The organism is Parasutterella secunda (assembly GCF_023336895.1).
GTDB lineage: Bacteria > Pseudomonadota > Gammaproteobacteria > Burkholderiales > Burkholderiaceae_F > Aphodousia > Aphodousia faecalis.
On the sequence record NZ_JAMBLT010000014.1, the window covers coordinates 18,348 to 41,377 of the forward strand.

Annotated in this window: 21 protein-coding genes and 2 tRNA genes; 20 read left to right on the top strand and 3 right to left on the bottom strand. The window is 46.4% G+C overall.

Going from position 1 to position 23,030, the window contains the following annotated elements:
- Positions 1 to 18 precede the first annotated feature (18 nt).
- The 15 genes from M3080_RS08490 to M3080_RS08560 all read left to right on the top strand — a co-directional run bounded on the left by M3080_RS08490 (position 19) and on the right by M3080_RS08560 (position 14,398).
- Positions 19 to 1,020 carry a beta-ketoacyl-ACP synthase III gene (locus tag M3080_RS08490; protein ID WP_022473009.1) on the top strand — a complete coding sequence of 334 codons (1,002 nt, stop codon included), beginning with the start codon at positions 19 to 21 and terminating at the stop codon, positions 1,018 to 1,020.
- Positions 1,017 to 1,955 carry an ACP S-malonyltransferase gene (fabD, locus tag M3080_RS08495; RefSeq protein WP_249092720.1) on the top strand — a complete coding sequence of 313 codons (939 nt, stop codon included), beginning with the start codon at positions 1,017 to 1,019 and terminating at the stop codon, positions 1,953 to 1,955. The genes M3080_RS08490 and fabD overlap by 4 nt, the downstream gene beginning before the upstream one ends.
- Positions 1,956 to 1,977: 22 nt before the next feature.
- Positions 1,978 to 2,742, top strand: coding sequence for a 3-oxoacyl-ACP reductase FabG (gene fabG / locus M3080_RS08500; protein ID WP_249092721.1), 765 nt, complete (start codon positions 1,978 to 1,980; stop codon positions 2,740 to 2,742).
- Between the two features lie 124 nt (positions 2,743 to 2,866).
- Entirely contained in the window at positions 2,867 to 3,103 is a 237-nt protein-coding gene (acpP, locus tag M3080_RS08505) for an acyl carrier protein (RefSeq protein ID WP_022473006.1), read from the top strand.
- 97 nt (positions 3,104 to 3,200) lie between these two features.
- Entirely contained in the window at positions 3,201 to 4,439 is a 1,239-nt protein-coding gene (fabF, locus tag M3080_RS08510) for a beta-ketoacyl-ACP synthase II (protein WP_249092722.1), read from the top strand.
- An 81-nt stretch (positions 4,440 to 4,520) separates the two neighbouring features.
- Positions 4,521 to 4,937, top strand: a complete 417-nt coding sequence (locus tag M3080_RS08515; protein ID WP_022473004.1) for a deoxycytidylate deaminase — start codon at positions 4,521 to 4,523, stop codon at positions 4,935 to 4,937.
- Between the two features lie 280 nt (positions 4,938 to 5,217).
- A complete protein-coding gene (locus tag M3080_RS08520; RefSeq protein WP_249092723.1) occupies positions 5,218 to 7,578 on the top strand; it encodes an autotransporter outer membrane beta-barrel domain-containing protein in 2,361 nt (786 codons plus the stop codon).
- A gap of 194 nt (positions 7,579 to 7,772) precedes the next feature.
- Positions 7,773 to 9,566 carry a translation elongation factor 4 gene (lepA, locus tag M3080_RS08525; protein WP_249092724.1) on the top strand — a complete coding sequence of 598 codons (1,794 nt, stop codon included), beginning with the start codon at positions 7,773 to 7,775 and terminating at the stop codon, positions 9,564 to 9,566.
- A 12-nt stretch (positions 9,567 to 9,578) separates the two neighbouring features.
- A complete protein-coding gene (gene lepB, locus M3080_RS08530; RefSeq protein ID WP_249092725.1) occupies positions 9,579 to 10,469 on the top strand; it encodes a signal peptidase I in 891 nt (296 codons plus the stop codon).
- Between the two features lie 10 nt (positions 10,470 to 10,479).
- Positions 10,480 to 11,181 (top strand): ribonuclease III, encoded by a 702-nt coding sequence (rnc, locus tag M3080_RS08535; RefSeq protein ID WP_022472998.1) that lies wholly within the window; start codon positions 10,480 to 10,482, stop codon positions 11,179 to 11,181.
- A 1-nt stretch (position 11,182) separates the two neighbouring features.
- Positions 11,183 to 12,082: a GTPase Era gene (gene era, locus M3080_RS08540; RefSeq protein ID WP_249092726.1), complete on the top strand. Its 900-nt coding sequence runs from the start codon at positions 11,183 to 11,185 to the stop codon at positions 12,080 to 12,082.
- Complete coding sequence (recO, locus tag M3080_RS08545; RefSeq protein ID WP_249092727.1) at positions 12,082 to 12,804, top strand: DNA repair protein RecO; 723 nt, start codon at positions 12,082 to 12,084, stop codon at positions 12,802 to 12,804. The genes era and recO overlap by 1 nt, the downstream gene beginning before the upstream one ends.
- Before the next feature lie 10 nt (positions 12,805 to 12,814).
- On the top strand, positions 12,815 to 13,210 hold the full coding sequence (gene acpS, locus M3080_RS08550; protein WP_249092728.1) for a holo-ACP synthase: 396 nt from the start codon (positions 12,815 to 12,817) through the stop codon (positions 13,208 to 13,210).
- Positions 13,211 to 13,221: 11 nt separating this feature from the next.
- The gene (gene nagZ / locus M3080_RS08555; protein ID WP_249092729.1) at positions 13,222 to 14,229 is read left to right on the top strand and encodes a beta-N-acetylhexosaminidase; all 1,008 of its coding nucleotides are present in this window, start codon (positions 13,222 to 13,224) and stop codon (positions 14,227 to 14,229) included.
- A 93-nt stretch (positions 14,230 to 14,322) separates the two neighbouring features.
- Positions 14,323 to 14,398: transfer RNA gene (locus tag M3080_RS08560), tRNA-Gly, on the top strand.
- A 33-nt stretch (positions 14,399 to 14,431) separates the two neighbouring features.
- Here the strand turns inward: M3080_RS08560 and gluQRS are convergent.
- Both gluQRS and ansB read right to left on the bottom strand, forming a co-directional pair.
- Positions 14,432 to 15,295, bottom strand: coding sequence for a tRNA glutamyl-Q(34) synthetase GluQRS (gene gluQRS, locus M3080_RS08565; protein ID WP_249092730.1), 864 nt, complete (start codon positions 15,293 to 15,295; stop codon positions 14,432 to 14,434).
- Between the two features lie 96 nt (positions 15,296 to 15,391).
- A complete protein-coding gene (gene ansB / locus M3080_RS08570) occupies positions 15,392 to 16,435 on the bottom strand; it encodes an L-asparaginase 2 (RefSeq protein WP_249092731.1) in 1,044 nt (347 codons plus the stop codon).
- 324 nt (positions 16,436 to 16,759) lie between these two features.
- On the opposite strand from ansB, the gene M3080_RS08575 reads away from it, so the two are divergent.
- Positions 16,760 to 16,836 (top strand) — tRNA-Arg (locus M3080_RS08575).
- A gap of 544 nt (positions 16,837 to 17,380) precedes the next feature.
- Positions 17,381 to 18,553 carry an IS3 family transposase gene (locus M3080_RS08580; RefSeq protein ID WP_249092732.1) on the top strand — a complete coding sequence of 391 codons (1,173 nt, stop codon included), beginning with the start codon at positions 17,381 to 17,383 and terminating at the stop codon, positions 18,551 to 18,553.
- A 337-nt stretch (positions 18,554 to 18,890) separates the two neighbouring features.
- Here M3080_RS08580 and M3080_RS08585 read toward each other — a convergent pair whose 3' ends face one another.
- The gene (locus M3080_RS08585) at positions 18,891 to 21,596 is read right to left on the bottom strand and encodes a hypothetical protein (RefSeq protein ID WP_249092733.1); all 2,706 of its coding nucleotides are present in this window, start codon (positions 21,594 to 21,596) and stop codon (positions 18,891 to 18,893) included.
- A 156-nt stretch (positions 21,597 to 21,752) separates the two neighbouring features.
- On the opposite strand from M3080_RS08585, the gene M3080_RS08590 reads away from it, so the two are divergent.
- From M3080_RS08590 to M3080_RS08600, 3 genes are all read left to right on the top strand, one after another.
- Positions 21,753 to 22,022 carry a transposase gene (locus M3080_RS08590; protein ID WP_249092734.1) on the top strand — a complete coding sequence of 90 codons (270 nt, stop codon included), beginning with the start codon at positions 21,753 to 21,755 and terminating at the stop codon, positions 22,020 to 22,022.
- 65 nt (positions 22,023 to 22,087) lie between these two features.
- The gene (locus tag M3080_RS08595; RefSeq protein ID WP_249092735.1) at positions 22,088 to 22,252 is read left to right on the top strand and encodes a hypothetical protein; all 165 of its coding nucleotides are present in this window, start codon (positions 22,088 to 22,090) and stop codon (positions 22,250 to 22,252) included.
- Positions 22,253 to 22,927 (top strand): IS3 family transposase, encoded by a 675-nt coding sequence (locus M3080_RS08600; protein WP_283162581.1) that lies wholly within the window; start codon positions 22,253 to 22,255, stop codon positions 22,925 to 22,927.
- Positions 22,928 to 23,030: the final 103 nt, after the last annotated feature.

Sequence of the window (23,030 nt, forward strand, 5' to 3'; positions counted from 1 at the left end):
TGAGAAAGGCTTTTGTTCATGCCTCAGATTTATTCGAAAATCATTGGGACGGGTTCGGCTTTGCCGGAACGTTCTACCTCCAATCAGGCCCTGGCCGATGAATTGGCTCTGCGCAATATCGAAACGAGTGATGAGTGGATTCGCACTCGTACCGGAATTGAGAAGCGCTATTTGGCTGAAAGGGGATTGACAACCACGCAGTTAGCTGAACGCGCGGCTAAATCCGCTCTTTGGGATGCAGGTGTTGATCCTTCTGAAATCGATTTGATTATCGTTGCAACGACGACACCTGATATGGTGTTTCCGAGCACCGCTTGTCAATTGCAAAAACTCTTGGGCTGCGCCAAAGGAGCGGCCTTTGACTTGCAGGCCGTCTGTGCCGGTTTTGTCTATGCATTAACCAACGCGGATGCGCTTATCCGCACCGGTGTTTATAAAAAGGCGATTGTGGTTGGTGTTGACATCATGAGCCGTATTGTGGACTGGGATGATCGCTCGACTTGTGTGCTCTTTGGTGACGGGGCCGGTGCCGTTGTGTTGGAAGCATCCGATGAACCGGGGATTCTTGCTGCAAGGCTTAGCGCGGACGGCACGCTTGATGAAAAGGTGTTGGGCTGCAACGCTTTTGTTAACGGCGGCGAAATTCATGGTGATCCCTTTGTCCGCATGGACGGTCAGCAGGTGTTCCGTATGGCCGTGGGCTCCATGAGTGAGAGCGCTCAGGCAGTTTTAAAAGATGCCGGTCTTACCGTTGACGATATCAGCCGATATGTTCCGCATCAGGCGAATTTGCGCATCATGCAAAAGGTAGCCCAAAAGATTGGCATATCGGAAGACAAAATGGTCGTGACGGTTAATCGCCACGGCAATACCTCGGCGGCCTCCGTTCCGTTGGCATTGGATAACGCCGCGCGTCATAATGAGATTCAAAAAGGTGATGTGGTTTTAATGCAAGCTGTCGGTGCAGGCATGGCTTGGGGCAGCGTTTTAGTCAAATGGACTAAGGAGAATATTTCATGAAATTAGCTTTTGTATTCCCGGGTCAAGGCAGTCAGACTGTCGGCATGTTGGATAGTTTCGCAGATAACGCTGTTGTGCAGGCTGCTTTAAAGACTGCTAACGATGCATTGGGAGAGAATTTAGCCGAAATGATTCACAGTGGTCCGGCTGAAAGCTTGAATATGACGGTCAACACTCAGCCTGCCATGCTCACCTCAAGCGTTGCCCTTTATCAAGCTTGGCTTGCTTTGGGCGGTAAAAAGCCTGAAGTGATGGCTGGCCACAGTTTGGGTGAATATTCCGCACTGACCGCTGCCGGCGTATTTGATTTAGCTGACGCGGTGCGTCTTGTTCGCTTCCGCGCCAAGGCCATGCAGGAAGCTGTTTCTGTTGGTCAGGGGGGAATGGCAGCCATTATCGGTTTAAGTGATGAAGTGGTGGCCCAAGTCTGCCAAGAAGCTTCAGCTCAAGGTGTGGTTGAAGCGGTTAATTTCAACTCACCCGGTCAAGTGGTGATTGCGGGTGAAAAGGCTGCGGTTGAAAAGGCTTGTGAATTGGCTAAGGCTCAAGGCGCTAAGCGCGCACTTCTTTTGCCTGTCTCGGCACCTTTCCATTCTTCGTTGATGAAGCCCGCCAGTGTCGCGCTTCGCGCCAAGCTTGAAGAAACTCCGATGAGTGCTCCCGAAATTGACGTTGTCGCCAACGTTGACGTGAAGGTTCACAAGGATAAGGAAGCGATCATTGAAGCGTTAGCATCTCAAGCTGCCGGTGCCGTTCAATGGGTAAAGACTATTCAAGCTTTTAAGGAAATGGGTGTCACGCATATCGTTGAATGCGGTCCGGGCCGTGTCTTAGCCGGACTTATTAAACGTATTGACAGCTCCATTGTTGTCAAAAATATTAATTCTCAAGACTCGCTTGTGGCTGTGCTTGAAGAAATTAACTCTGCAGAATAACTTAAGCAATAGGATATAAAAAATGACGAATGTGTTTACTGCTGACGCATTGAAAGATCAAGTGGTATTTGTAACCGGTGCTTCGCGCGGAATCGGGGCGGGGATTTTGGATGCTTGCCTAGCAGCCGGCGCAACCGTTATTGGTACCGCTACGAGCGAATCCGGCGCAGCCCGCATTACAGAAAAGATTTCTCAAGCCGGCGGCAAGGGTGAAGGCGTTGTGCTCAATGTCACCGATGCCGAACAAAGCGAAAAAGTTTTGGCTGACGTGGCAGCCAAGTACGGTGCCGTGACGGTGTTGGTCAACAATGCCGGTATCACGCGTGATGGTTTAGCCATGCGCATGAAGGATGAACAATGGCAGGAAGTGATTGACACGAATCTGACGCCTGCTTTCCGTTTAAGCCGCATTGTTATGCGCGGCATGATGAAGGCTCGCTGCGGCCGCATCATCAATATCGTGAGCGTTGTGGGCTCCATGGGTAACGCAGGCCAAGCTAATTACGCTGCGGCTAAAGCCGGTGTTGCCGGTTTAACACGCGCTTTGGCTCGTGAATTGGCTTCCCGCAATATCACGGTCAACGCCGTGGCACCCGGTTTTATTGAAACGGATATGACCCGCGCCTTGCCTGAAGATCACCGTCAAGCCCTTTTGGCTCAAATTCCGCTTGCCCGTTTGGGTCAAACGGATGACATCGCCAATGCGGTGCTTTTCCTGGCTTCGCCTGCCGCTTCCTACATCACCGGTGTGACACTTCACGTCAACGGTGGCATGTATATGGTATAGTCCGAAAGGATGAGGGTTTTCACCCTCATCTTTTCTATTTGCTCTGATAAAATACTAAGAAGTTAATTTTTCGGCGCACCTAGTGGCTGCGTCGGTTTGAATTGTCATCAAGGAGACTTATCAAATGAACGACATCGAACAACGTGTCAAGAAGGTTATCGCCGAACAATTGAGCATCAATGAAGCAGACATCAAGAATGAATCTGCTTTCATCGAAGACCTCGGCGCCGATTCTTTGGATACGGTCGAATTGGTTATGGCTTTGGAAGACGCTTTCAAGATTGAAATCCCGGACGATCAACAAGAAAAGTTGCGTACGGTTCAACAAGCGATTGACTACATCCAAGCCAACGCTAAGTAATATTTGCCATCTCTAGGATGGACGCCCCGCCTTAAACACCAAGTAATTGGTTAAGTTTGGGCGGGGTTTTGTTAATGAATTGAATATTTAAGGGAGAATGTCCATGCGTCGTGTAGTTGTAACCGGGCTTGGCATGGTTTGTCCGATCGGCAATGATGTGAGGACAAGTTGGGAAAATGCTTTGGCGGGGAAAAACGGTATTGGTCCGATAACCCGTTTTGATGCGAGTGGCATGGGCTGCCAAATCGCCGGCGAAGTCAAGGATTTCAATGTTGAAGAGTATTTGCCCGCGAAAGAAGCTCGTCGTTATGACCGCTATGTGCATTATGGCGTTGCTGCTGGTACACAAGCGATTCGTGACGCTGGTCTTGACTTGGAAAAAGAAGATCTCACGCGCATCGGCTGCTCCATCGGTTCCGGTATCGGTGGCTTGGGCATGATTTGCGACAACTACCTCGCTCTTCATGAACGCGGTGCCCGTCGTGTTTCTCCCTTTATGATTCCCGGCACGATCATCAACATGATTTCCGGCCAATTGTCGATCATGTTTGGCTTAAAAGGCCCGAATATTGCTCACGTGACGGCTTGCACAACCGGTCTTCACGGAATCGGTGAAGCCAGTTGGATCATTCGCCGCGGTGATGCCGATGTGATGGTGGCCGGTGGTGCTGATGCAAGCATTTGCCCGGTCGGTGTGGCAGGCTTCGACAATATGCATGCCTTGAGCCGTCGCAACGATGATCCGGCTCACGCCTCCCGTCCCTTTGATAAAGACCGTGATGGTTTTGTGATGGGTGAAGGCGCCGGTGTGGTGGTGATCGAAGAACTTGAACACGCCTTGGCTCGTGGCGCTCACATTTACGCTGAAATCGTGGGTTATGGTTTAACGAGTGACGCAGGCCATATCACGACTCCGAACACAGACGGTCCGAGACGCTGCATGGAAATGGCTCTTGCTCGCGCCGGTATCAAACCGGAAGACATTGACTACCTGAATGCTCACGGAACTTCGACGAGCGTTGGTGATATCAATGAAACCAAGGCGATCAAGGAAGCTTTTGGTGAAGCCGCGAAGAAGCTCGTGGTCAACTCCACGAAGTCTATGACCGGTCACTTGTTGGGTGGTGCAGGCGGCATTGAATCCGTCTTCACGATTTTGGCTGTGAAGAATCAAGTCTCGCCCCCGACGATTAATATTGTTGAACAAGACGCCGAATGCGATTTGGACTACTGCGCCAACGCCGCTCGCCCGATGAAGATTCGTTACGCTATGAAGAATTCCTTCGGTTTCGGCGGCACGAATGGTACATTGATCTTCAAGCATTGGGAAGAATAATTTCCAACTTGTGATTAATATATGGCCCGAAGAATCTGAATCAGGCTCTTCGGGCTTTGTTCTTTCTGTTTAGGAGTAATGATGGATATCCAAAAAGACAATCAGATGTACATGCAAGTTGCCATGCTTGCTGCACAAAGAAGCTATGCCAAGCGTCTTAAAGTTGGTTGTGTGATTGTGAAAAACAATTCCATCATTTCAATCGGTTGGAACGGTATGCCGACAGGCTACGACAATTGCTGTGAGATGGAAGTTGACGGTAAGTTAGTCACGCGACCCGAAGTACAGCATGCGGAACTCAATGCCATCGCAAAGTTGGCGTATAACGGCTACTGCAGCAAGGACGCAGCGATTTTCATTACGCACAGTCCCTGCATTCATTGTTCACTGCTAATTCAGAAATGCGGTATCTCCCATGTTTACTATCACGAGATGTATCGTGATGATGCCGGCATTAAATTTTTAAAGAGTGCAGGAATTGTTGTAGAACAGCTTTAGTTGAAGATGGTTTCTGTGGCAGGCTTAAGGAAGACAAACGGGATCAATACTGCGTCTGTATAAATCCCTCTTCTTTTAAAAGTTGTTTGATACCTGTATATCGGCGATTACATCAAAAGCTTTTGCTCAATGGCAGAAGTGCAACTGGCAGAGCATCAAACATTTAGATTTTTACACCAATATGAAATCTTCAATTGAATCTTGACAAGGGGGGGGTTGAGCTAGTGTAGGAAGAAATGCGCTGAAGGCTGCGCATTACACTTTCCAAAAGGAAAATATTATGAAAAAAACAATGCTGGCAGCAAGTTTAACGGCTGCTTTATGCTTAATGATCTCTAACTCTTACGCTCGAGAAATTTCTCTTTCTACATCAACTGAATTGACTGCGAAAGGGGATTTAATCGGTTCGACTGCTTATAACGCTTCAGGAAATGAAAGTATCAGTGGCATAAATGACAACGTCGATTTGAGTATTACCGGTGGCTGGTATCGTGGATTTTCAGCTATTAATTCAAACTTATGGAATATTTCAAACTTAAATAATTTCACAATTGATTTTAATAATCCTAAATTAGTAGGAGATTCGGTAGGGCTTTATGCGGGAAATGGCGGTAGCATTACTCTGAAAAATATTAATAATGTTTATATTACTGGATCTCAAGACAAACAAAACTCAGGGACAGATCCCATTCCTATCCATGCAAACAATGGCTCAGTTACTATGACTGAGGTCGGAAATGTCACTATCAAGGCCCTCCATTATGGTAATGGCATTATGGTTCAGGGAAATAATGGTAGTGTTAATATCGATGCCGAAGGTGATATCTCAATTGAAAGTGATCCAGCTGCAATTTTGGTAGGTTTGATTGCTAATACATCTGAAACGAGTGCCTCGTCTCTTTCCCTTAGCGGTTCTACGATTAATATCATTAGCCATTCGAAAGTAGGAGTTGAAGCACTTGATTACGATAAAGGATATGACGGACCTAATCCTGGTAAGACAAATTTACAACTTATCGCTGATGAAAAGATTTCAATTAATGCGGGTGATTGCGGTGTTTTGCAGGCTCGCACAATTGGGTCTGGTGCAGGCTCTCAAATGCTCATTAAAGCACCGGTTGTTGAGGTTAACGGAGAAGCCGGTGCCATTGTAACTTTTCAGAGTCAAGGTAGTAAGGTTGCTAGTAACATCACAATCGACGCTCAAAGAGTTAATCTGGTCTCTGGAGGTAAAGCATCAACCGTTGTTAAAAACGCATCATTTGCCACTCTCGATGTAGATGACAATGCCGTGATTAACTTTGTTAATTCAGCCAGTTCCGAAAGACCTCAAATCAGTATTACGGCAACGGAAGGTAATTCTATTGGCGTTTCTGATAATGCTTATTTAAATTTCCAGAATGCCGATGTGAATGTTCAGCAGGGTAATGTCGAAGGAACTGGTACGGTTGCCTTAAATGGCTCCACACTCAATTTGGCTGAAAACGTCACGATGAGTATGGAAAATGTTAAAGGTGAAAGAGCTCAAATCGTATTTAATACTGCTCGGGAAAATGCAGTTCAAATTGCTAACACAACCAAGAGTGTTTCGGTTTTAGCTTCAGGCGATTTAAACGATCGATACGGAGCTGATGCGCTTAATTTTATCAACGCAGATGGTGCAACGACCGGAGCTCAGGCAGGTAAAGTTCGCGGTGCCATTGTAGAGCTCGCAGACGGCTCTCACGCTGTCCAAGAAAATACGGCCATGAAAGCTCTTGAACAAATGAATGCTTCAACTTTGGTTCAATTCCGCTTAGAAAACAATCGTTTGTCTCAGCGCTTAGGTGAAGTGCGTGATAACCTCAATAAGGCTGGCGGCTGGGCTCGCGTCTATGGAGCCAAGAGCAGATTGAGTGATTCCATTGATTCAACGATCAAAACCAATAGCATTCAAGTGGGTGCCGATGCTACAGTAGGTAGCAACTGGATTGTCGGCGGTGCTTTCAGCTATACCAATATGGATGCTGATTTTTCCAACGGCAACGGTGATTCCGAAAGCTACATGTTATCGGCTTACGCGAGCGGATTCTTTGACTGCGGCGGCTACATTGACGTGATTGGCCGAGTGGGCCGCATGTCAACGGATTTGTATGCTTCAAGCGGAGTCAATGTAGAAGCTTTCGATGGCTCTTATGACAATACGGCCTTTGGATTATCAACTGAAGTCGGCTATCACTGGAAACTTTCCGATGTCTTCTTCGTTGAACCTCAGGCTGAATTGGCTTACGGATATGTCTTAGGTGATGACTACACTGCTTCTAATGGGGTGAAGGTTGAACAAGACGACTTCCAATCCTTGGTGGGCCGTTTAGGTACTCGCCTTGGAGCAGCCTTCCCCAAGGATGCCGGCATAATCTATGCCCATGCTTCAGTTAATCACGATTTCTTAGGAAATAATGATTTCACTGCTCAGGCTCCGGGTATGACTTCTGCATTGAAGTTCTCCAATGACTTGGATGAAACGTGGATCAGTTACGGTATTGGCCTTCAATTGAACCCCTCTAGGAACTTCTACGTTTATGGTTCTTTGGATAGAGCAAGCGGCAGTGAATATGCAGAGTCTTATCATTATTCTGTCGGAGCCCGTTACGTGTTCTAATGTAAGAATAATGTAAGAAATTTTTCCGTAGATAAAGATGCCGGGAGTTCTTTGAATTCTCGGCATTTTTTTCATTAAAAGAACATGTTGACGTGTTACAATGGCCTGGTTTCGGAATAAAGGGAAAGGCAGTTTTTCTAGCCGGTTTTCCCATTGGTCCGAATGCGTATTTTTAACGTTTTTACATTCGACTAATGCAAAATATTCGCAATTTTTCCATTATTGCTCACATTGACCATGGTAAATCGACGCTTGCTGACAGACTGATTCAGCGCTGCGGCGGGTTGTCTGACCGTGAAATGGAGTCCCAGGTTTTGGACTCCATGGATCTTGAAAAAGAACGCGGCATTACCATTAAAGCCCAAACGGCTGCGCTTAAATATAAGGCCAAAGATGGTCAGGTCTATGAGCTCAATCTCATTGATACCCCGGGGCACGTGGACTTTTCTTACGAAGTCTCTCGGTCGCTTAGCGCCTGCGAAGGCGCGCTTTTAGTGGTGGACGCCACGCAAGGCGTTGAGGCTCAGACGGTAGCCAACTGCTACACCGCCATTGATTTGGGTGTGGAAGTTATTCCGGTTCTCAATAAGATGGACCTTAACTCTGCCAATCCCGATGCCGCCAAAGAAGAAATCGAGGATGTGATCGGCATTGATGCAACCGATGCCATCCCGTGCTCAGCTAAAACCGGCATGGGTGTTGAAGATATCCTTGAGCGCATTGTTCGCGATGTGCCGGCACCGAAGGGAAGCGATACGGATCCGTTGCAAGCATTGATCATTGACAGTTGGTTTGACAATTACGTGGGCGTTGTGATGCTTGTGCGTGTCGTCAACGGCACGATCAAGCCTAAAGACAAGATTTACCTGATGGCAACAGGCGCCACGCATTTAGTTGAACAAGTGGGTAAATTCACGCCGAAATCCACTCAATGCGAAAAACTGTCCGCTGGGGAAGTGGGTTTTGTCATTGCTGGTGTCAAAGAACTTCGAGACGCCAAGGTTGGCGATACGATCACCTTAGCCAATAAGATGGCCAAGGAGCCGCTGCCTGGCTTTAAACAAGTTAAGCCTCAGGTCTTTGCCGGACTTTATCCGGTCGAATCGAACCAGTATGAAGCTCTTCGAGATGCTTTAACGAAGTTGCAGTTAAACGACGCGGCTTTGCAATTTGAACCGGAAGTTTCGCAAGCGTTGGGCTTTGGTTTCCGGGCAGGCTTTTTGGGACTTTTGCACATGGACATTGTGCAGGAGCGCCTGGAGCGCGAATTTAACATGGACCTGATTACCACGGCCCCGTCCGTTGTCTATGAAGTGTTAAAGACAGACGGTGAAGTGATTCAGGTTGAAAATCCTTCCAAGTTGCCCACGCCTGACAAAATTGCTGAAATCCGTGAGCCGATTGACACGGTGACGATCTTCGTTCCGAGTGATTATGTCGGTCCCGTGATGAAGCTTTGCAATGAAAAGCGCGGCGTTCAGACCAACTTGGCCTACCATGGTCGTCAGGTGCATTTGACGTACGATTTGCCGTTGGCTGAAATCGTTCTCGACTTCTTTGATCGCTTGAAGTCTTTGACGCGTGGCTACGCTTCCATGGACTATGAATTCAAGGAGTACCGTGCGGCTGATGTCGTTAAAGTTGACATGCTCATTAACGGCGATCGCGTTGACGCGCTCTCCTCCATTATTCACCGTGCCAATTCTGTCGCACGCGGCCGTGAAATCGTTACGCGTCTTCGTTCGCTCATTCCGCGCCAGATGTATGACGTTGCCATTCAGGCAGCCATCGGCGCCAATATTATTGCCCGTGAAAACGTGAAGGCGCTCAGAAAGAATGTGCTCGCCAAGTGTTATGGCGGCGACATTACTCGTAAGAGAAAGCTCTTGGAAAAACAAAAGGCGGGTAAAAAGCGCATGAAACAAGTGGGTACGGTTGAAATTCCTCAGGAAGCATTCCTTGCGATTTTGCAAGTGGATGACAAATAGTCGGGGGCTGAAATGAATTTTTCTTTAGTTTTGATGTTATTGACGGTGGGCACCGGCATTATTTGGTGTTTGGACCGTTTCTTGTGGCGCCCGAAACGTTTGCTTCGTGCCAAGGAAGAGGCTGATCGTTTCTCTGAACTGAATCGCCAAGCGATTGATCAGGGCGAGATGAGTGTTATCGGAGAAGCTCAAAGCATTTATCAAAAACTCAGTGCTCAACCCAAATGGATTGAATACACGGGCGGTTTTTTCCCGGTCATTCTGTTTGTTTTCCTTTTGCGCTCCTTCCTTGCCGAGCCCTTCCGTATTCCTTCCGGATCGATGCTGCCGACTTTGCACGCCGGTGACTTTATTCTCGTTAACAAGTACGAGTACGGTTTGCGTTTCCCGGTTTTCAATTTTGCGATTACCGAAGGCTCGGCGCCCAAGCGCGGTGACATTGTCGTCTTTAAATACCCGTTGGATAAAAATGTTGACTTTATTAAGCGCGTGATCGGTTTGCCCGGTGATGAAATCCGTTATGTTGACAAGCAGCTTTATATCAACGGAGAACTTCAGCAAATCACGCCTGACGGCACTTTCTTTGATAAAGAGACCTATACGGATTTAGATCAATTTGACGAAAACCTGGATGGTGTCAAACATAAGATCCTTGAAAATGACAAGGTGCCATCCATGGCTCGACCGGTTCAAGGTCACAATGGTTTGAATCAATGCCTCTACAACATGGGGGATGTGGTTTGCAAAGTCCCCGAAGGTCATTACTTCATGATGGGTGACAATCGAGATAATTCCGCTGATAGCCGCTTCTGGGGTTTTGTGCCGCGTGAAGATATTGTTGGTCGAGCCTTTTTTATTTGGTTAAATATCAGTGACATGGGCCGCATCGGCTCCATTCAATAGGAGAGCGAAGATGTTGCCTTTAGAAAGCCTTGAAGAAAAAATCGGCTACCGTTTCACAAACCGCAAATTGTTGCAGCGCGCCGTCACGCACCGTTCATTCGGCGCTGAAAATAACGAACGGCTCGAATTTTTAGGTGATTCCGTTTTAAATTGTGTGATCGGCCAAGCGCTTTTTTTACGAGACGCTCACTTTAACGAAGGATCACTATCACGCGTTCGGGCGAATTTGGTCTGCCAGGATGCTTTGGCTGAAATTGCTAATCGTTTGGTTTTATCCGATTACCTTCGCTTGGGTGAAGGGGAAATGAAGACGGGAGGAGCGCATCGTCCCTCCATTCAGTCAGACGCGATGGAAGCGATCTTCGGCGCCATCATGACGGAAAGCGGTTTTGATACAGCGAAGGCTGTGATTCTGAAACTCTATGAGCCGGTTTTAAGTAAGCTCACACCGGAGCGCATGGGTAAAGACGCTAAGACGCTGTTGCAGGAATTCTTACAGGCTCATCATTTGGGATTGCCCGAATACACTGTGGTTGATATCCGCGGTGCCGCGCATGATCAAACATTTGATTGTCAGTGTGAAGTCAAAAAGTTGGCTATTTGTGTGAAGGGGACTGGCAAGAGTCGCCGCTCAGCCGAGCAGGCGGCAGCCAAAATCGCCTACGAATTGGCTGAACAGCATTTCCATAACAAGAAAAAGGGGGATCACTAGGATGCCTCAAGTACCGGAAAATTTCCGTTGCGGCTACATTGCCGTTGTGGGCCGCCCGAATGTTGGCAAAAGCACGCTTATCAATACCATCATCGGCGAGAAGGTGAGTATTACGTCCAAAAAGCCACAAACAACGCGCAACCGTGTTTTGGGCGTCGTGACGAATGAGCGGGCACAGTTTGTTTTTGTGGACACGCCGGGGTTTCAGACCAAGTACGGCAATGCCCTTATTCGCGGTATGAATCGCTCTGTCAGAAGCACACTGGGTGAAACCGATGCCGTGGTGCTTGTGATTGAAAGCGGTGGTTGGAAGCCAGCGGATGAAAAGGTCTTGGAACTGATTCATCCTGAAGCTAAAAACGTCATTTTGGCTATCAATAAAGTGGATTTAATGAAGGAGCGTGATGCGCTGTTGCCTTTAATGGCGCAATCCATGCAAAAATTCCCCTTTGCCGCGATTGTTCCTGTTTGCGCTGAAAAAGGAAAACAAGTATCCGAATTGATGGCGGAGATTGAAAAACTTTTGCCTGAAAATCCGCCTTTCTTTGATCCGGATATTTATACCGATAAATCACCGCGCTTTTTAGCCGCGGAAATCATTCGTGAGAAAGCCTTCCGACTTTTAGGCGATGAGTTGCCTTATGGAATCGCGGTGACGATTGATAAGTGGGTTGAAGACGACAAGCGGGCAGAAATTATTGCAACGCTCATCGTTGAGCGCGAAGCTCATAAGGGAATTGTGATCGGAGCGCAGGGCGAAAAGCTGCGCGAGATCTCTCGCCTGGCTCGTGCGGATATAGCAGAAATGCTCGGTAAAAACGTTTACCTTGAAGTCTGGGTCCGTGTGAGAAAAGGTTGGAATGATGATGCCCGGGCACTTAAGAGCTTGGGATACGAGTAATGTCCGAAGTACTTTCCAAGGAAAACAAAGAGCGCCGCGTCAGTAGTGATGACGCGGCCTTTGTGCTTCAGAGCTGGAATTGGAAGGAGACAAGCCTTCTTGTCGAATTTTTCACTTTGCACCATGGCAAAGTGGTGGCCGTGGCTCGCGGGGCTAAACGACCGGGCAGTCATTTTCGAGGACTCCTTACACCGTTTTCCCCTTTGAAAATCGGTTTTTCGGGACAAAATGAAGTCAAAAATCTCCTAAGAGCACAGTGGTTGGGCGGCTTTTTCCCGATTGAAGGTGATGCTCTTTTTTCAGCTTTTTATGTCAATGAGCTGCTTGTGAGGCTTTTGGCCAGAGAAGATGAGATGAGCGAATTATTCGCCTCATATGTTCGAGTCTTGGAAAAGTTGGCCGATGCCGAATCCAATCATGAAGTCGCTCTCAGAACGTTTGAGTTGGAACTGATGGAGAGTTTGGGGTACGGTCTTCCTGTGACTGGTGAGCCTTGGTATTGGGACGGTGAGGAATTAAAACCTTGGAATGAGGATGTTATTGAAACAAATCGTCATCTAGTCATTCCTTCTGAGATGATTCGCAAGCTCCATGACCGGGACTTTCGTTCCAAAGAAACACTGACTTTTGCCAAACAACTCATGAGACGGATGATTACCCATTACGCGGGTGATAAACCGCTTAATACCCGTCGGATATTTGAAGAATTAAAAAGGCTTTAAAGGAAATAATGTGATTAGAGGAATCGGTTGTGATGTAGTGGAAGTAAGCCGCGTGGCCGATGTGATAAGTAAACATGGCGAGCGCTTTGTTGAGCGTCTTCTTACCGAAAATGAACGTCCGCTATACAGAAAACGTAAAGCGCTCAGTGACTCGCATGCCTTGGCTTTTGTTGCTTCCCGTTGGGCAGTAAAGGAAGCGGTTTCAAAGGCGCTCGGAACCGGTATTGCCGAAGATGTGACCTTTCAGTCCATGGAAGTCATGCATAACGCTAAGGGGGCGCCTCTTATGCTCTTTAAGGATCCGCTTAAGGAGCGTTTGATGCAGGAAGGCCTTTTTGTTCACGTTTCAATTACCGATGAAAAAAGTGTCGTGGCAGCTTTTGCCGTGGCTGAGCAGAGATCTTAGAGGAGTTCGTGATGGGACCGCTTGTATTGGATATCGAAGGAACAGCACTTACAAAAGATGATGTTCGAAGGATTGCTGATCCTTTGGTCGGAATGGTGATTTTGTTTACAAGAAACTACCGCGATCGTGATCAGCTCACAGAACTTTGTGCGGCCATTCATGCGGTAAAGCCCGGGTTATTGATTGCCGTCGATCATGAAGGCGGGCGTGTGCAGCGCTTCCAAGAGGGGTTTACCAAAATTCCTGCCATGGCGAAATTGGGCGAAAAGTGGATTGATGAACCGGAAAACACGTTGTTGTCAGCGATGGCCTGCGGTTATGTGATGGCTGCAGAACTTCGTGCTTGCGGAGTGGATTTCACCTTTGCTCCTTGTTTGGATATTAATGTTGGTCGTTCACAGATTATCGGTGAACGCGCCTTTTCAAATAATCCCAATGTTGTGACGCAATTGGCCTTGGCTGTTGTTCAAGGCTTGCGTTTAGCAGGCATGAGCAATTGCGGTAAACATTTCCCGGGTCACGGTTGGGTGATTGCAGACAGTCACCTGGAATTGCCCGTTGATGACCGACCGTATGACCGGCTCCTTTTTGCTGATCTTAAGCCTTATCGGTGGATGGGACAGGCATTGGACTCTGTGATGGCAGCTCACGTGCTCTATCCGAAGGTTGATTCAAACCCTGCCGGTTTTTCTGAACATTGGCTCAAAAAGGTTTTAAGGGAAGAGTTGCACTTTACCGGTGTGGTCTTTTCTGATGATCTTTCCATGAAAGGAGCTGTGGGCGTGGGTGACGTAACGCAAAGAGCCCAGGCGGCGCTTCAAGCCGGCTGTGACATGCTGATTCAATGCAATGACTTTGAAGCCTCTGATCAGCTCTTGGCTTCTCTTAAGTTTGAAGACACAGCAGAAAGAGCGGAAAGAGTTAAGCGATTGTCTCCGAAGGGGGACGCTCCTACTTGGAAAGAACTCGTTAAAACGGCTTTATATAAACGCTCAAAGGACCTGATTCCTGCGGTTTAATAAAGCTGCAGGGTTGTCAAAAAGAAAAAAATTCAAAAAAGTGACAAAAAGACTTGCATTTCGAAAAAGGTTCATTAAAATACTCAACCTGTCGCGGGAATAGCTCAGTTGGTAGAGCGCAACCTTGCCAAGGTTGAGGTCGCGAGTTCGAGACTCGTTTCCCGCTCCAAGTTTCTTAAAGTAGCCTAGGTTGATGCCTAGGCTATTTTGCTATTTGGAATCGATTTTGCCAAAGAGGAATGGCTTGATTGTAAAAATCAGTCGGATTCTTGGCTGAAATCGGTGCAAAGCCAAGATGATGCCAGGCATGGTTGAGTTCTTCTAATAGATTTTCGCTAAGGGGCCGCGCTCCACCTTGTTTACTGAGTTTTTCGTGACGATCATTCAGAACCAAAGGAATGTGCATATAGGTTGGCTCTTCCCAGCCCAAAGCGCGGTAAATCGCTAATTGACGCGGAGTATTGTCAATGAGATCAGCTCCGCGCACGATATCGGTGACACCGCTGTCGTGGTCATCAATAACAACGGCTAATTGGTAAGCAAATAAACCGTCAGCTCTTTTTACCACAAAGTCGCCCACCGCTTTTTCAACATTTTGACTGTAGTGGCCGCTCCAGCGATCGGTAAAGGTGATGGGGGTGTCATTGGTTAAAAATCGCCATGAGCGAATCGCTCCGTGAGGGCCTTGGCGACAGGTTCCCGGATAGTGATTAAGGGGGGCGCCTAAACGCACGTTCTCTTTTTCAATCGTGTGACGGGTACAGGAGCAGCCATAGACTTTTTTCTGAGCAATCAGCTGATCAATGACTTCCAAATAGCGATCAGTTCTTTGACTTTGCCACAGAATGGGGCCGTCGCTTTTCATTTCAAGTCGATCGAGGACTGACAAAATGCCCTCTGCCCATTCTTTTTTGCAACGTGTTTGATCAACGTCTTCAATACGGATGAGCCATTTTCCATGATGGGCTTTAGCGTCAATGAAACTTGCGAGAGCCGCAACAAGGCTGCCCGCATGCAATAAGCCGGTAGGGGAAGGCGCAAAGCGTCCGATATAGTTTTCAGTCATAGAAGCCGAATTTTAAAGCAAAACAAAACCCCGATCATTTCTGACCGGGGTTAATCGAAGCTACTCGAAACTCTTAGAGAGTTTCAACCGTCGATCTTAGTACTTGTCGAAGTATTCTTGAATCTTCTTCGGATCGCTGGTCTTCGTCAAAGCCAATTGCAACAACACGCGAGCCTTTTGCGGGTTGAGGTATTGACCGGCAACGAAACCGTACTTAGCGTCGTTGATTTCAGCATCCTTCGTGGCAGAGCCTGTCGGGACACGAGAAGAACGAACGACGACTACGCCGTCCTTAGCAGCCTTTTCAAGGATCGGGAACAAGTTCTTGTGGATGTTACCGTTACCGACACCAGCGGTCACGATACCCTTGTAGCCGGCCTTCAACAAAGCTTGAAGCGGTTCAGCTGGAACGTTGGAGTAGTTGTAAACGATACCAACTTTCGGCAAAGACGTCAGCTTGGAAACGTCAAACGGGGTCTTCGTGGTATGGGGCGTTGCGGGCGTATTGCCGAAATGCACCTTGGAGTTGAAAACATAGCCCATCGTACCGAAGTTAGCGCCTTGGAAGGTTTCCACAGCGGTCGTGTTGGTCTTGATCACGTCGCGAGCACCGATGATCTTGTCGTCCATGGCAACCATGGCACCGCGGTTAGCGGCTTCCTTGGAAGCGGCAACCACAACGGCGTTGTACAAGTTCTTCGGACCGTCAGCAGACAAACCGGTGGAGGGCAACATGGCGCCGACGAAAACGATCGGCTTCGTGCACTTGGCAGTCAAGTGAACAAAATAGGCCGTTTCTTCCATCGTGTCCGTACCGTGCGTGACAACGAAACCATCAACCTTGTTGCAGTCTTCATTGATCGTCTTCACGAGCTTGAGCCACACATCGTCGGTCATGTCTTGAGAACCGATTTGAACGACTTGCTTCGGAATGACATTTGCCACTTCAGCCAAAGCGGGGACTGCAGCGACCAAATGGTTCACGGAGACCTTACCGGCGGTATAGGCCGTACCCGTGGCCGATTGGCCGGCACCAGCGATCGTACCGCCCGTAGCCAAAACTTCGACGTTCGGCAAAGCCATGGCGGTGGCGCTGGCAGCCACTAAGGCAGTGGCCAACAAAGTATGTTTCAATTGCATATACAACTCCTCATATGTAAAACGATTGCTTCCCATGTGTCTTTACAGACAACACACAAGCAGGGGGAGCATTTGCTCTCAGCCTTTTATCATAGGTTAAATTGACTAGATAGGCGCATATTTTTTAATCAGCTTTTGCCATTACACAACATTTTGTTATTTTTTAATAATGAAACATTTAACATGTTGATTTTAAAGAGATTTATTTACTTTTTTATTTTAGAGACTTCTAATTCATTGATTATTTTGGAAATTTTAGCCTTTAGTAGTACTATCCCCATATTGATTTTTTCTGATTAATGATTAAAATACACCCCTTCAAGTGCGCCGGTAGCTCAGTTGGATAGAGTACCTGGCTACGAACCAGGGGGTCGCGGGTTCGAATCCTACCCGGCGCACCAAATTTTCTGCAGCGAACCTTCGGGTTCCTTTTTTATTTTCTTTCTCCCCAGTCTATTTTCTAAGTTATTCACTAATGCACTGACTTACAAGTTCTTGGCACACCCGATGATATCGGCTTGATCTTGGCATTGATGATTTCCTTTTACTGTATTCGAAATATGTCGGATATTGACTAACTTTTTTTCAAAAATACAAGAGAGGAATGAGCAAGAAAAACTTCCTTTTTACGTGGTAATTGACCTTGCCTGAAATTGGTTGACAGCTTTTAGAGCTATGACTAATTTAGTTGACAGGTTTTCTCTTTTGCCAAATTCTCTTTACAGCAAAAGATCTAAAACCTAATTAGGTTGACACTTTGGAGATCATTTCCTTAGTGTCTTTTTCATTTTAACCTTTTTATTTTCCCTCCTTGTTGTTGGTCCAAGCATGCTTGATAGGCCATTGGTCTATCAAACATGGCGGAAGCCCTCTATGAAATAAGGTTGTAGTTTCGGAATTTTGATTCTCACTTTTTTAAAATACTGAGCTTAGATGAGGATCAAAATGCAAAAACGTTTTTCTGACGAATTCAAAAATTCTGCTATCGCCCGTGTTCGTAACGGAGAGACGCAAATCGATGTTGCCAAGAGTCTTGGCATTAGTTTCAAAACTTTAAATCGTTGGTGCGTGAAGGCTAAAGATGAAATGTCTTCAGGCACTCTTTCGTTGTCTGAAGAAAATGCCCGGTTGCGTAAGGCACTGAAAGAACGCGAAGCAGAAATTGCCTTTTTAAAAAAAAGCAGCTGCGTACTTCGCAAAAATGCCGTAACGAGGTACGCCTTTCTTGAACACTGCATTAATGCTGCGGAAATCGGTCGGCACGTCGGCTTGCCCATAACCCGTGCTTATCGCTTACTGGGCGTGAGCGTTAGTGGCTTTTATGCTTGGAGAAACAGTGACAAGGAGCATCGATTTGGGGTCGTTTATACGGACGCTTTCATTCTTGAAACACTCAAGGCAGAAATCAAAACCGCTTGCAATGGTCATATCCCGGGCCTGCTTGTTTGCTATCGGTTCCTCAGACAAAAAGGCCTGAGTATCGATATCAAACGCTTGCGGCGCCTCATGAGGGCCGAAGGTTTATTTCATCGTTTCCACCGCAAATATGTGCGTACAACCGATAGTGATCACGATTTGCCAAAAGCCCCAAATTTACTTGACAGGCGCTTTGAAGAGTTTGGAATTAATGAAGCTTGGTGCGGAGATATTACGCATATCCCAACAGCAGAAGGGTGGCTGTATTTGACCGCGGTGATCGACTTGGGCACGCGCAGGCTGGTCGGTTATTGCTTTGACAAACACATAACCAAGCAACTGGTTATCAATGCGTTGACAAACGCTTGGGAAAATGAGCTACCGAACGACGGTTGTATTTTTCATAGCGACCAAGGCTCGCAATATTGCAGTCAAGCTTTTCAAGAAACGCTTCAAAATTTTCACTTTCGTAGCTCAATGAGTCGACGCGCACAATGTTGGGATAACGCAGCAGCAGAGGCTTTTTGGGCGACTTTGAAACGGGAGGCGCTTCCGTTAAACGGTTGCTTTAATTCACGAGAGGAGGCAAAAAGACAGGTGCAGAACTGGTTGTACTACTATAATGGACGTCGGCCGCATTCAAAATTGGGGATGCAATCACCCAATGAATACTACGTTCAGCTTCTGAACTCGGTTAAATGAGGCTTTCAATAGAGATTCAAAATTCCTGTTCTGCAACCCTATTCCAAATACCTGCTTTGATTATTGAGAGAAGTTGTCAATTCAACCATTAGAATGATCAAAACTAAAGATAATTATGTATTTTTGCGGTAATGCGGGTTTTTCTTAATTCTTGTATTCATGGCAATTTTTATGAAACCTCAATTTGGGAAGAAATTGCAATCGAAGTAATGCAGGCATGAAACTACTCCAAGGCGCGGACAAACATATGAAACTTAGATAGATTCAGACCCTCTTTTTTCGTGTTGAGCAAGAAAAAGGAGGGTCTTTTTAGAGAGGACGAATTGCCAGGCAAAGATTAGAAGCGATATTGCGCTTCCATTGCAGCACTCCAACCTTGTGTATCGCCTGCTTGGCAGTCAACATCCGCTCTGAAATTCCAATTGCCGACATCTCTGCCTATGCCAAATGACACTTCTGCATAGTCTCCGAATTTGAGATCGGGTAGAACTTGATCGCTCACGCTGTTTCCTTCATTGTCTGTCAGGCCGTATGCAGTAGCTCCGGAATTGTCATCATTCCAGACATAACGTCCTTCTACATATATACGCCAATCGTTTGGAATGGCACTTTCGATTCGGATACCGGGACTAACTTCCCAATTGGAGAAACTATCCATTGAAACTTTTACATCATGTGCAGAACGAAAGTTTTGGCCGTTGACGTACGTATAAATGACATCTAAAGACGGAATGACAGAGAAGCTTGTATTCGGAATGGCAAGATGCATACCTAATGACAATCCACTTCCAATCCAATAGTTATCGATATCGGTTGAGTTTCCTAAATGACTATTGACATCACTGGCCAAGTAGCCGATATTGGCATGCCAGTCTGCAAATGTTTGTCCAGTGGAGAGTTTTGCGGCAAGGCCTAAAAAGCCCCCTTGAGAGCTCACATCATTGACACGATCTTCTCCGCTTGCGGTTATAAAACCACCATACATCCCCAGTCGAGAAGATAATTTGCCGAAGTGTTGAGGCTCTGACATTGCTGAAAACAGTGCGATACCGTAGTCCAAGTCCCAGTCAGAATCATAGTGTTCGACGTTCAGAGAGACTTGACCGCCTAGAGCAGAACCGTCAACTCGGCCAAATGTTGTCCACGCTCCATTATTAAGGTGTTCTGAGTTAAAGAGTCTTTGAGAAATTTCATGTTGAAGAGTTTGGATCGTCTTTTGAATAAGAACACCGGCGTAGACTTCGGGGTTGAAATGTGAAGGTTGGGGGACAATGGGGATCTCGGGATCCGCATCGGCAATCGATGAAAAAGTGTAAGTTCCGTTTGAAGCGTCATCTAACGTTACGTTATATTTGTAAAGCTTCCCATTGACGCTTTGTGCTTCATCTAAGAGACCAAACGAAAGATTTTCGATAGAGTCTCCTTCTAAAAGTGTTACGGTTGCAACGTCTTGGCCGTCAGCCATGTCAGATAAGATGTTCCATTGTCCTACATCCAGAGAAAGACTCCCATTTCCAAGAATATGGTGGTCAATCAAAGAGAGAGAATCGGCAATATTGTTTGCTAAATCGACATCCATGGTTAAGTTAACATGATGCTCGCCCGATTCTTTAGCCCCAAGAGAGTGGATCGTGTATGTTTGAACCTGTTTATCAGAAAAAGAGAGATTCCTCTGATTTTGGGCGTCACCCATAATCATCACGCCACTTGTTTTGAGCGTGTCTTTATGGCCTATATTTACCGTTCCCCGGTAAAAATTGAGATCGGCAATAATGGTATTGTTGTCTTGGTCGATGAAATCAATAATGCCGTTAAAGGTTACCGTTCCCGTTGAATTTTCTTCTTGATTGATGTTGATGTTGATATTCGTTTCAAAGATTCCGCTGCTTCCAAGGTCATAATAACTTCCGTTACCTTCAATATTTCCATTGAAGGTGATTGTCCTTTCAGGGCCGGCAGATAAATTCAGATTGGCAGAGTGTGCTCGCCAAGTGTATAACTTGGATCCTTCAACGAAATCGCCCATATTAATGTAAATGTCAGATCCATATGCTGCAGAGTTTTGGTCAAACAAAACATCTTTATTTTCTGCCGAAATGGTTAGGATCATCGGCGTGACAAATTTCTTATTCTCTCTTGGAATGGCAGGGCGTAAAGAACTCCCTATTGGAGAAGGATACAGATGAGCTAGATAGATTGCTCCACCGAAGGATGTCGCTGAATTATTAATGAAATTAGTATCTTTAATGGTTGTCTTCCAACTCCGGCTGATTAATAGTGCGCCACCGCTTACTTCTGTTGAATTTCCCTCAAAAAGACTATTAGAGATAGTGGTCTTTATTGATCGATCAATGAAAATGGCACCACCATATGCCCTCGCAAAATTATTGGCAAAAACAGAATTGCTAATAGAAATCTCATTGTATGGAATATTGTCAAGTCCTGTGGTGCTTTCAATATAGGAGAATGCTCCTCCATGGTCGGATAAGTCTTGGGAATTCTGGAAGACCATGTGGTCAAATGAAACAATGCAAGGCGAATTAGGGTCTTGAGCACTTCCTTCGACTGAAATTCGTGTTTGGATGCCTCCTGTGTAGTCAATGATGGTGCCGCTTACTTCATCATACTCAATCTGCCCAGCTCCGAACATTTCTAAACTTTTGTCTGAGGAGAACACTGTCAGTAGGCTACCAGGGGCAATCGGGTAGGTGTTAAGGCCAAAGCCATTCCAATTAATTTTTAATGCATTATGAGCCTTGAGAGTTTCTGAGGTATTGTCATAATTCAAATCAGCATTAACATCGAGTTCAACAGCATTTGAGTCGACAGCAGCACTAAACTCATCCCAAGATGAGATTGGTTGAGCGAAAATGTAGCTACAGTTGACTGCCAAAGCAACGGCCACCGCAGTTGCTTTTATAGATAAAGAACCTGATTTTTTTATTGATGGTGTAGTGAAGGACTTATTTTGAGACTGAATTAAGTAGTAATTGTTATGTTGGGGGGGGGATTTTTTAGTTGTTTCATCATGATGAGGATCCATAAGTGTTTATAAAAAATGATTAAATTCATACTACTTAACTATGGGGTTGAATGAAAGCAGGGTTTTCCATCGTATTTCAGATAAGGTATGAAGTAAGGTCGTAGACTCGGAATTTTGAATCTGATCCTTACAATACGATTAAAAGGATCTAGCAAAATGAAGAAAAACTTTAAGTTCTCCCCCGAATTTCGTCAGTCTGCTGTCAGCCGTGTTCTCAACGGTGAGACTCAAGTTGAAGTGGCTAAAAGTCTTGGAATCAGCCCAAAGACACTGAATGTCTGGTGCTTAAAAGCCAAAGAAGCTCGTTCAGAACAAGAAAATAAAAACCTCGATGAAACCGCACGCTTGCGATTAGAACTCAAGAAAGCTCAAGCTGAGATTGAATTTTTAAAAAAAGCGGCGGCGTACTTCGGCAAATTGCCGTAAAGAAGTACGCCTTTATTGCTCAGTGCATTGAAGACGGTACAGTCGGTAAGCACTCCGGCATTTCTGTGACTCGGGCTTGTTACTTGCTTGGTATCAGCACTAGTGGCTTTTACGATTGGAGAAAAAGCGACAAGACCCATCGTTATGGTGTCGTGCATACCGATGCATTCATTGTCAGCACGATCAAGGCCTTTATTGAGGGTCGTTGTAAGGGCTATACGCCCGGTTAAATGGTGTGCTACCGCCATTTACGCCAGCAAGGCGTCTCTGTGTCGGTTCCGCGGCTTCGCAACTTAATGCGAAACGCCGGAATCTATCATCGCTTCCATCGCAAGTACGTTAAAACGACTGACAGCAACCATCAATTGGCCGTTGCGCCCAACCTTTTATCGAGGCAATTTGACGAGCTTGGTATCAATGAGGCTTGGTGTGGCGATATTACGTATATCCGCACACGCGAGGGCTGGTTGTATTTGGCCAGTGTCATTGACTTGGGAACTAGGCGCTTAGTGGGCTATAGCATGCAGTCTCGTATGACCAGCGACTTAGTGATGAATGCCATGAAAATGGCCTATGAGAACGAAATGCCTGATGCCGGATGCATTTTCCACAGCGACCGCGGATCTCAATATTGCAGCTTATCTTTTCAAGCAATGCTCCAAGAATACGGCTTACGTAGCTCGATGAGCGGCCTGGGGCAATGTTGGGATAACGCACCGTCGGAATCGCTGTGGGCAACACTGAAACGTGAGGTCACACCACCGTCGGGGCAATTTGATACACGAAAGGAGGCTAAAACTAAAATCAAGGATTGGATTTTCTATTACAATGGAAGTCGCCCGCACTCAAAACTCGGAAATAAGGCTCCCAATGTCTATTACGCCGAGCTTTTGAGACTGATTTAACGGACAACTAACTCAGATTCAAGATTCCGAAACTGCGTCCCACTTCCACTATAACGTTCTTTCTTGGTTTGCCTTTTTCCTTTCACTGTACGTTTTCCAATGA